The sequence below is a fragment of the Steroidobacter cummioxidans genome (assembly GCF_003104955.1).
In genome coordinates this window covers 18018-27745 of the sequence record NZ_LSRW01000103.1, presented here as the reverse complement: position 1 = coordinate 27745, position 9728 = coordinate 18018, and the positions used below count along the sequence as shown (strand labels likewise).

Annotated in this window: 9 protein-coding genes; 4 read left to right on the top strand and 5 right to left on the bottom strand. The window is 61.8% G+C overall.

Going from position 1 to position 9728, the window contains the following annotated elements; translation table 11 throughout:
• Nucleotides 1–9: 9 nt before the first annotated feature.
• The 3 genes from D0550_RS37325 to D0550_RS32540 form a co-directional block, all read right to left on the bottom strand.
• Nucleotides 10–282, bottom strand: a complete 273-nt coding sequence (locus D0550_RS37325; RefSeq protein WP_414717366.1) for a VOC family protein — start codon at nt 280–282, stop codon at nt 10–12.
• An 86-nt stretch (nt 283–368) separates the two neighbouring features.
• Complete coding sequence (locus tag D0550_RS32545) at nt 369–1325, bottom strand: alpha/beta fold hydrolase (protein ID WP_161966198.1); 957 nt, start codon at nt 1323–1325, stop codon at nt 369–371.
• A 33-nt stretch (nt 1326–1358) separates the two neighbouring features.
• Complete coding sequence (locus tag D0550_RS32540; RefSeq protein WP_116813352.1) at nt 1359–2207, bottom strand: serine aminopeptidase domain-containing protein; 849 nt, start codon at nt 2205–2207, stop codon at nt 1359–1361.
• A gap of 432 nt (nt 2208–2639) precedes the next feature.
• On the opposite strand from D0550_RS32540, the gene D0550_RS32535 reads away from it, so the two are divergent.
• The 4 genes from D0550_RS32535 (at nt 2640) to D0550_RS32520 (ending at nt 7458) form a co-directional block, all read left to right on the top strand.
• Nucleotides 2640–3872, top strand: coding sequence for a glycosyltransferase family 4 protein (locus D0550_RS32535; RefSeq protein ID WP_116813351.1), 1233 nt, complete (start codon nt 2640–2642; stop codon nt 3870–3872).
• A complete protein-coding gene (locus tag D0550_RS32530) occupies nt 3872–4837 on the top strand; it encodes a UDP-glucuronic acid decarboxylase family protein (RefSeq protein ID WP_116813350.1) in 966 nt (321 codons plus the stop codon). Before D0550_RS32535 ends, D0550_RS32530 begins: the two co-directional genes overlap by 1 nt.
• Nucleotides 4838–5099: 262 nt before the next feature.
• Complete coding sequence (locus D0550_RS32525; RefSeq protein ID WP_116813349.1) at nt 5100–6530, top strand: MBOAT family O-acyltransferase; 1431 nt, start codon at nt 5100–5102, stop codon at nt 6528–6530.
• A complete protein-coding gene (locus D0550_RS32520) occupies nt 6505–7458 on the top strand; it encodes a hypothetical protein (RefSeq protein ID WP_116813348.1) in 954 nt (317 codons plus the stop codon). Before D0550_RS32525 ends, D0550_RS32520 begins: the two co-directional genes overlap by 26 nt.
• Nucleotides 7459–7465: 7 nt before the next feature.
• On the opposite strand, the gene D0550_RS32515 is transcribed toward D0550_RS32520, so the two are convergent.
• Both D0550_RS32515 and D0550_RS32510 read right to left on the bottom strand, forming a co-directional pair.
• Nucleotides 7466–8467 carry a glycosyltransferase gene (locus D0550_RS32515; RefSeq protein ID WP_116813347.1) on the bottom strand — a complete coding sequence of 334 codons (1002 nt, stop codon included), beginning with the start codon at nt 8465–8467 and terminating at the stop codon, nt 7466–7468.
• A complete protein-coding gene (locus D0550_RS32510; RefSeq protein WP_161966197.1) occupies nt 8464–9585 on the bottom strand; it encodes a glycosyltransferase family 4 protein in 1122 nt (373 codons plus the stop codon). Before D0550_RS32510 ends, D0550_RS32515 begins: the two co-directional genes overlap by 4 nt.
• Between the last annotated feature and the right edge of the window lie 143 nt (nt 9586–9728).

Below are 9728 nucleotides of genomic sequence, written 5' to 3'. Positions count from 1 at the left end.
ATGTCGGCTTCATCGAACGCTTCGCCAGGTTGCGGGGCGGCAAGCACGCGGGCGCCTTTGGCTTGCAGGTCCTGCACGCCGGCGGCGACCTGTTGGGTCTTGAACGCCAGATGAATGCAAAATTCCGCCGCCGCGCTCCTTGATGAATTCCACCAGCGGGGACGACAACGACGACGGCTCGATCAGTTTGATATCGATCGAGCCGGCCTTGCGCATGAACTGCACGTTCACCTGCTGGCGCGTGTTGGTGACGACTTCGGTTCGAGCCGTGTAGCCGAGCATCTTTTCGAGCACGGCGCGCGCCGGCGCGATTTTCCGCACGGCCAGGCAGACATGATCGAGCTGATAGTCGGGAGCGTCGCTCATGCTCACTTCGCTCCGTGCAAGGTTTCCAGCCAGCCGCGGCTGACGGCGACCATTTCCTTTTGCCACGGCGTGAACGACAGCACGTGATTGGCTTCGGCCACGACGTGATGTTGCAGCTGCGGCAGATAAGGCTGCAACTGTTCGGCAAACGGGGTGGCGAATTTTTCTTCGTATTCGGACTGCAGCCGGTCCTTTTCACTGAACAACATCAGTGCCCGACCGCCGCGTTTCAGGAATGCGAAGAACGCCGGCGGGAATAGGGGGTTGGCATTACCCCGCTGCTCGGTAGGGGCCGCAGCGGGTACCGCCGCTGGTACGGCAGGCTTTTCTTTGACGATGAGCCGCTTCATCGAGCGCCAGATCACGCCGTATTCGCTCTGGAACGTGAGCAGGCGCCACCACGACTTGGGCTCCAGCAGGCGGCGGTAGTATTTCTGGCGACGAGAATCGAGTTGTGCGCGCGTCAGATACTTGGCCGGCGTCGCGGCATTGCTGGCCAAGGTGACCGTCATGCCCAGCGACAGCAAGCCTTCGACATCGGGCTCGCGCTCGGCGGTCAGCAGCGCCGTGATTGCGCCACCGCACAGTCCGCCCAGAATGAATTTCTTTGCGTGCACGTTCTGACGCAGCCATTGCATGGCACTGCGCGTGTCGGTGACATAGCGGCCCACTTCGATGTTGTTATAAACATCGGCCAGCATGGTTTCCTGCAGCTCACCCGATGAATCGCCGAGGCCGTAGAAATCGAAACGAAACACGCGATAGCCCATGGCCACCAGCGCATCGGTCAGCGGCACATACAAGCGGCCCGGGCCGACTCGCATTTTCACGCCCGGCGAGAGCAGTACGATGACGGGCACGTCCGCGCGTGGCTGCGCAGGCGAGTGCAGTGTGCCGAACAGGGTATTGCCTTCGCTGCTGTTGAAAGTGACCGCGCTGACATCGCCGGGCTGGTGCATGTTTGAAGTTCCTGCCGAATTCATTCGATCGCTTCAGCCGGCCGCGGCGGTCTCGAGCGCAGTGGCTGATGCGGTGCTCAGCACTTCATCCAGCCAGCGCAGAGTCAGCTCCTGCAGCTGGCTCGCTCGCGGGTAGAAGGGTTTGATCTCGCGCCAGAAGGGTTGCTCGGCCGCTCGCAACGCCGTGCCTTGCGAATAGCTGGAGGCGAGCGCTTTGAGGTCGGCGCGTTCCTTTTGTGCCTCGGTCGCTGCGATCTGCACGACCAGCGTCGGACCGGCGTGCTGTTTGGGTTCGGTGCCGAGCAAGGTGCTCACGCCACAGCTGTCGAGCAAATCCTTGCCGATTTCGTAGCCGTCGACATTGACACTGCCGCCGGCACGAATGCGAGCGGTGAGTACTTCCCGGTTGTCGACGACCTTGCCGTAGACCGCCAGCTGCGTGCTCAAGTTGGAACGCAACAATTCCTGGAAATAAGCATCGCCGTCGAGGATCGGGTCCCACAACACCAAGGGCGCGCCGCGCAGGCGAGCAGATAGCTGCTGTTGTGCGTTCGATTCGGCGAGCAGAGCGGCAAAGCTTGCGCCCAGGCGCAGTCCGATCAAGCCGATCTGCTGGATTGCCGGGACGCGCTGCTCGAGCGCGCCGAGCGCTGCTCGCAGGTCTTCGCAGTGCGTGCCGAGACTGGCATCGGCGCTCATGCCGTTGCTGTCACCAGCGCCGAAATAGTCGAAACGCAGGACCGCGTGGCCGCGTGCAGCCAGGGCGCGGGCGCAGCTGACGAAAACCCGGTGGCTCCACAGCTTCTCCTCGCCGAACGGATGGCTCATGACGAAGGCGAGCGGCTGGACCGCGCCTTCGGGCAGGTGCAGGAGGCCGAACAACCGGGCATCCCCGCGAGCGAAAAAGAATGGTGTCTCGGCCACGCGATTTGGTGCTACTAGCGACGGATTGGAACGGCGAATGATACCCTGACTGCCCCGGTCGGGATGCCGTCTGGTTCGCAGTCGTCATCGAGCTGACCGGCTCAACCTCGGGATCGTCCGGAGGGGCGATTGGCCCCCCGCTGGCCGGTTGAGTACGCTAGGGCCTGTGGAACCCTAGCCCATCGATTGCAGGTCCAGACAGCGGCCGAAAGGGCCACCCCTAATCGAAATTCCGACGCTGCGCGTCCTGTCGAAACCGCTGACAATTCATCGCCGGTGTCTGGGGCTTGCATCACACCCCGCCCGACGCCGGGACGGCTACAGTAATCGACTATAAACCGCTCCAGGCGCGTCACTCGAGCGCTCGGATTGGATCGCAAGAGGAATCGCATGCCCAAGCGCATATTGTTCATCGAAAGCAACCGCGATGGGACGGTCGGCGGGTCTTACTTCCTGTTGCTGGATTTGATCCGCGGCCTGGATCGTTCGCGCTATGAGCCCATCGTCGGTTTCCACCGCGAAAACTATTTGATGGACCAGTTCCGCGCCGCCGGCGCCGAGGTGGTGCTGTTCGATAACTTGCCGCCGGTGGACTTCGGTGCGCTCAACGGCGTGCTCATGCCGATCAAGAAGCTGGGCAATCTGTACCGCGGCTTGTATGCGCAGGCGCGCGTGCATGCGCAGTATTTGCGCGAGAAGCGCATCGATCTCGTCAATCTGAACAACTCGATGACGCGCAATCACGCCTGGATGCTGGCGGCGCGGCAGGTCAGTATTCCGTGCATCACGCACGAAATGGGCATCAACCAGAGTTACTCGTTCCTGTCGCGCTATTTCGGCAAGCGCCTGGATCGCATCATCAGCCTGTCGCACGCCATCTGCAAAGCCATGCTGGAGAACGGCGGCATCGCCTTTCCCAACATCCAGGTCATCCACTGCGGCATCGACCTGACGCGCTATCAGATCAAGGAAACCCCGGCGCAACTGCGCCAGAAGCACAACATTCCCGAGGGCGCGCCGGTGATCGGCGTGGTTGGCAACATTCGTGAGTGGAAAGGGCAGGAGACGCTGATTCGCGCCACGGCTATTCTGAAAAAGAAATATCCCGACATTCGCTGCGTGCTGGTCGGCGACCGCGGCAAGGGGCCCAACGAATATGGCGATCGTCTCGATCGCATCGCGACGGAATTGGACGTCACCGGCAACATGGTGCTGGCCGGCTTCCAGCGCAATGCCATCGACTACATGGAGCTGATGGACGTGGTCACGCACACCTCGATTCATCCCGAGCCGTTCGGCATCGTGACGCTGGAGGCGATGTCGCGCTCCAAGCCGCTGGTGTCGACGACCATCGGCGGTCCCGCCGAAGTGGTGGTCAATGGTGAGAGCGGCTTGCTGGTCGATCCAGGCAAGCCGGCCGATCTGGCCAACGCCATTGACCGGTTCCTCGGCGATCCGGAATATGCGCGCCTCACCGGCCAACGCGGCTATGAAAGAATGGCCACGCACTTCAGCATGCAGCAGAGCATCGATAAGACCATGGCGGTGTATGCGGAAATCCTGCGGCTGCCGGCGTCGCAGCCCGCCGCTTCGAATCAGGCAGTCACAGCGAGTAACATCTAATGGGTCAGTTCAGCAGAAAGCGCATCCTGGTCACCGGCGGAGCGGGCTTTCTGGGCTCGCATCTGTGCGATCGCTTGATGGCGGCGGGTAACGACGTACTGTGCGTCGATAACTTTTTCACCGGCGCCAAGGACAACATCGCGCAGCTCATCGACAATCCGAACTTCGAGCTGATGCGGCACGACGTGACGTTCCCGCTGTATGTCGAAGTGGACGAAATTTACAACCTCGCTTGCCCGGCATCGCCCATTCACTATCAGCACGATCCGGTGCAGACCACCAAGACCAGCGTGCATGGCGCGATCAACATGCTCGGCCTTGCCAAGCGCGTGCGAGCGAAGATCTTCCAGGCCTCCACCTCCGAGGTGTACGGCGATCCTGCGGTGCATCCGCAGGTCGAGGAATATTGGGGCAACGTGAATCCGATCGGTCCGCGCTCCTGCTACGACGAAGGCAAGCGCTGCGCCGAGACGTTGTTCTTCGATTACTACCGGCAGCACAAGCTGCGCATCAAGGTGATCCGCATTTTCAATACCTACGGCCCGCGCATGCATCCCAACGATGGCCGTGTGGTGTCGAACTTCATCATGCAGGCGCTGCAGAATCAGCCCATCACCATTTACGGCGACGGCAGTCAGACGCGCTCGTTCTGCTATGTCGACGACATGATCAATGCGTTCCTGGCGCTGATGGCCAGCGGCGACGATGTGACCGGCCCGATCAACGTCGGCAATCCCGGCGAGTTCACCATGCTGGAGCTGGCGCAAAACATCATCGACATCACCGGGTCGCGATCCAAGATCGAGCGGCGGCCGTTGCCGCAGGATGATCCGAAGCAGCGCCGTCCGAATATCGACAAAGCGCAACAAGTGCTGGGCTGGAGCCCGAAGGTGCAGCTGCGCGACGGCCTGACCAAGACCGTCGAGTATTTTGACAAGCTGATCGCATCCAAGCGGGCGGTCTGACGCCGCGACTTTCGGAGGCGGTCTTCGCAGCTCCGGAGCAATGAGAACAAGAGGCAGCGATGGGCGAGTGGTCTCGTCCATCGGTTTAGGGCCCGGCACTTCGGACACCTGTGCTCAGCAGGACACTTGCGGTACTGTCGGGAAAAGATTATTTGCGGAATCGTTTCTTTAGGGGCAGCCTAATGTGAGTTCGATTGCGCGCTTCATCGATCGACCCTTACATCGTCCAGCGGCCTAAAGCGGCTTAGCAGGCGGCGACACAATGCTCTTTGATACGCCGGTTTATTTCGTCTTTCTGACGATCGTCGTCGTGTGCTACTGGCGCTTGCAGCGCGGTGGCCAGAACGTGCTGTTGCTGTGCGCCAGCTACTTGTTCTACGGCTGGTGGGACTGGCGCTTTCTCGGCCTGATCCTGCTGTCCACGGTGGTCGATTATTTCTGCGCGCACCTGATCCACCGCTCCGACAACCCAATCAAGCGCCGCACTGCATTGATCGTCTCGGTGAGCTTGAATCTGGGCTTCCTCGGCGTCTTCAAATATTTCAATTTCTTCATCGATTCGTTCTCGTCGATGCTGTCCGTGCTGGGGCTGCCGGTGTCGGACACGACCTTGCAAATTCTGCTGCCGCCGGGCATTTCGTTTTATACCTTCCAGGCGGTGGCCTACATCGTCGATGTCTACCAGCGGCGACTGAAGCCGGCGGATTCGATGGTCGACTACGCGCTGTTCATCAGCTTGTTCCCGCATCTGATCGCCGGTCCCATCCAGCGTCCGTCGCATCTGCTGCCCCAGGTGCAGGCCGCGCGAGTGTTCGAGATCGACCGTTTCTACAGCGGCCTGCAGCTGATCGCGATGGGCTTGTTCAGAAAGGTGGTGATCGCCGACAACTGCGCGCTGCTCGCGGACGCTGCTTTCAGCGGCAAATTGGGCGAGCCGAATCTGGCCGTGCTGGCGATCGGCGCTTATGCCTTCGCATGGCAGATCTATGGCGACTTCAGCGGCTATAGCGACATTGCACGCGGCTCGGCGCAGCTGCTGGGGTTCCATTTCATGGTGAACTTCAAACAGCCTTATCTGGCCACCAGCCTGCAGGACTTCTGGCGGCGCTGGCACATCAGCCTGAGTACCTGGCTGCGCGATTATCTATACATCCCGCTGGGCGGTAACCGGCATGGCGAGGTCAAGACCTATCGCAACCTGATGACCACCATGCTGCTCGGCGGCCTGTGGCACGGCGCCAACTGGACCTTTGTCATTTGGGGTGGCATCCATGGTGCGGGTCTGGCCATCGAGCGCTTCGGGCGGCGCGTGCTCGGCCTGGAAGCGGCGGACGCTGCAGCTCAGCAGCCGCCCGGCTTCGTGTCGCTGTGGGTGAGCCGAATTTTCATCTTCCATCTGGTGTGCTTGAGCTGGGTGTTCTTCCGCGCCACCTCGGTGGGTGACGCATTCGATATGTTGGCCGGGATCGGTCGCATCGAATGGCTGCCGGAGTACGGCACGGCGTTCATATTCCTGATCGCCTTCACGCTGCCGATGTTCCTGCTCGATCTGCTGAACGAGCGGCGCGGAGAGGAGTATGTATTCGAAGGGTGGCCCGCGCTGCGACGCGTGGGTGTAGCCATGTCGCTGATGGTCGCGACGCTGATGTTCGCAGGAAGCTCTGCCAATGCTTTCATCTACTTCCAGTTCTGAGGCCGCCGCCGGCAACACGCGCTCGGATCTGGTCCGGGCGACCAAGGTATTGCTGGTCGCCGTGCTCGCGTTGTTGGTCACGGCCGAGATCGGGGCACGACTGCTCGTGCCGAAGATGAGCAACACCCTGAGCAGAATCCGGCTCGAGTCGAATGCCGCGCGCGCGTTGGCGGTCACCAGTCACGTCCCCAAGGAAGCGCTGATCGTCGGCAACTCCCTGTTGATTGCCGGCGTCGATGTCGACCAGCTCAACCGGCCACTGGAGCCGGAGTGGCGGGGCGTGCGCTTCGGCATGGAGCAGACCACGTACTACGATTGGTACTTCGGCATGAAGCGCTTGACCGCCGACGGCTCGCGCCCCAGTGCGTTCGTGGTGTGCTTCGAGCCGCGTCATCTGATCGGCTCGAGTGTGCGCACGGAATTGTTTGCGCACTATCTCATGCGCACTCGTGACACTCTGGATGTGGCTCGTGCGCTGGATCTGACGCCCAGCGCCACCGCGGATCTATTCGCAGCGAACGTCAGTGCCTTTTGGGCCCTGCGCAAGGAGATTCGCAAGAACGTGCTCGGCCGATTGTTGCCATCGATGCCGGAGCTGACGAGATTGATTACTCGCGGTGGCGGCGCTCCCGCTCCGCAACTGGACGCCATTCTCACGGTAGGGCGCGAGCGATTGATGGCAATGCGAGCGATCGCGGCAGCGGCCGACGCCAAGCTGATCGTGGTGTTGATGCCGCCGGTGACCATGGAATATACGCCGGCTCTGCAGCGGCTGGGCAGGGAGCTGGGGGTGCCGATTCTCACCCCGCTGACGGATCAGGATCTGGCGCCCGGTGACTACGAGCCCGATCAATATCACTTGAATTCAAACGGCCGGCTGCGCTTTACCAGCGTGCTGGCGGGTCAGTTGCGCCAGGCCTTGCAGTAGTCGGCGATCAGATCCAGCTTGCAATCCGATCACGCAGCCGGCGGCCATGCTCCAGCCAGCGCTGTTCGAAGCGAGGCAGTTCGGTGAGCACACTGTCGTTGAGCTGAGCGAGCTGGGCGCGCGAGCGCTGCAAACATTCGGCGATGCTGGCGGCGTCGTGCTCATTGGGAAATAGCGCGACATTGCCGAACAGATCCACGGTGGCCGGATTGCCGGTCAGCACCATGGGCCGGCGCAGCGCCAGCGACTCATAGGCACCGCACACCAGACAGTTGGGCTTGAGCGTGAGATCCAGCACGATGTGACTGTCGCGCATCAGCTCCCAATAAGCCTCTTCGGAAAGAAAGCCTGTCTGCCGCACGTTTGCCGGCAGGCGCGCGCGCTGCTCGGCTGGCAGCTTGGCCTCGCGACCGGTGATGCTGAGCTGATATTGATCGCCCAGCATCCGCGCCGCCTCGATGATCTCCGCAATGGGCTCGTCGGCGGCATAGGTCGCCACGACCATCACACGCAACGGACCGTCGAGTTGCGGCGGCTCGGTGGGCGCGAAGGGCGGGGTCGGTAAACGATCGGGCAGCACATGCGGCGTGCCGCCGACAGCGCGCACCTGATCTGCCAGCGCGGCGTTGGTCACGATGGTCACATCCGCCGAGCGCAGCGCATGGCGAGTCAGCGACGTGACTGGCCAATAGGCATGAGTGAACGGCGCGACGGCTTCGTTGTGGGCATCCATGATGACCTTGTAGCGGCCGAGGAACGGCCGGGCCATCAACACCAGCAACGACAGCATCAACGACGGATTCTGCACGTACAGCACCTTGGGCCGATGCTGCGACAACAGGCTCAATGTTTGTCTTGCGAGCTTGGCGTACCGTTGCAGCCGGGGGGCGGTGAATGTGACTTCATGCAAAGGCACACCCAGCCAGGTGCACAGCTCGCGCGTGCGGCGATGCTGTTCCCAGCTGATTGCCAGGGTATGAGGCAGGACTTGTTGAGGCTGACCCGTCACGCTGCCTTCTCCGCTGCAGTCACCGCGCCCGCGCCTTGAATCAGCTGCGAATACAAGTGCTCGTAGTTGTGAACCATCTGTTGCACGGTGAACAGCTCACCGAATCGTTGCTGGGCAGCCGCGCCGAGCCGATGCCGCAGCTCCACGTCGTCCAGCAGACGGGTCAGTCCGTCGGCCAGGGCTTGCGGCGAGCGGGCCGGTACTACCAGACCGCTTTGCTCGTTGAGCACGACGCGCGAGTTTTCGCCGACCGAGGTGATGACCATGGGCTTGGCGCCCGCCATCGCTTCGAGCACGACGACCGACATCGCTTCCCAATGCGAGGATTGTACGAAAATGTCGCAGGCGGGCAGGGCTCGGCGCGACGCCGCGCTCACCCAACCCAGGAACCGCACATGGTCCTGCAGCCCGAGACTGTGAGCCTGTGCTTCCAGTTCCCGGCGCAGCTTGCCTTCGCCAGCAAGGATCATCAGAAAGCGTTTGTTACGTTCTCGTAACAATGCCGCCGCCTGCAGCAGGTCGGGCAACCCTTTTTGCGGAATCAGCGTGCTGATGCTGCCAATGACGGGGGTGCCATCGCGCGGCAGTTGCGCGACGACTTCTGGCGCGAGTTCCGGAGTCGGCGCATCGGTGCCGTTCCAGATGACCTGCATGCGCTCGGCGGGAATATCGTGCAGCCGGCGAATGGTCGCGGCCTGTTCGTGCCCGACGGCGATCAACGCATCCGGCACTCGCCACAACAACCGTTCGATGCGCGCGTAGCGCGGCGAGATGTGCGGATAGTTGCCGAAATGGAAGGTGTGCACGTGACGCAGGCCGGGCACGCTCAGACGGCACAAGGCCGCATCCATCAAGCCGTGAATGTCATGGCTGTGGAGCAGCTGGATGCGCCGCTGTTTGACCAGCTTGCGCAGCTTCAGACCGGTGAAGTAATCCTTCTTGCCGCGATATCCGGGAATGGGGATCAGATCCACACCCGCGTCCAGCATCTGCTTGCCGACGATGCCGTTTTCTTTGAGGAAGCAGGCAGTGACCTCGAATTGCCGCCGGTCCAGGTGTTTGGTCAGGTTCGCCGCCACCTGCTCGGCGCCGCCGATATGCAGGGTGGAATTGACCATGAGCACACGCAGGCGCCCGGCTGCGTCGGCAGTTTGCGACTTAGGATCACTTGTGGCGGAAAGGCTCGGTCGCGCAGAATTCATGACAAAGAGTCTGTGAGCGCCACGGCATAACGGCTATTGCGGAATGGCCGGCAATCATA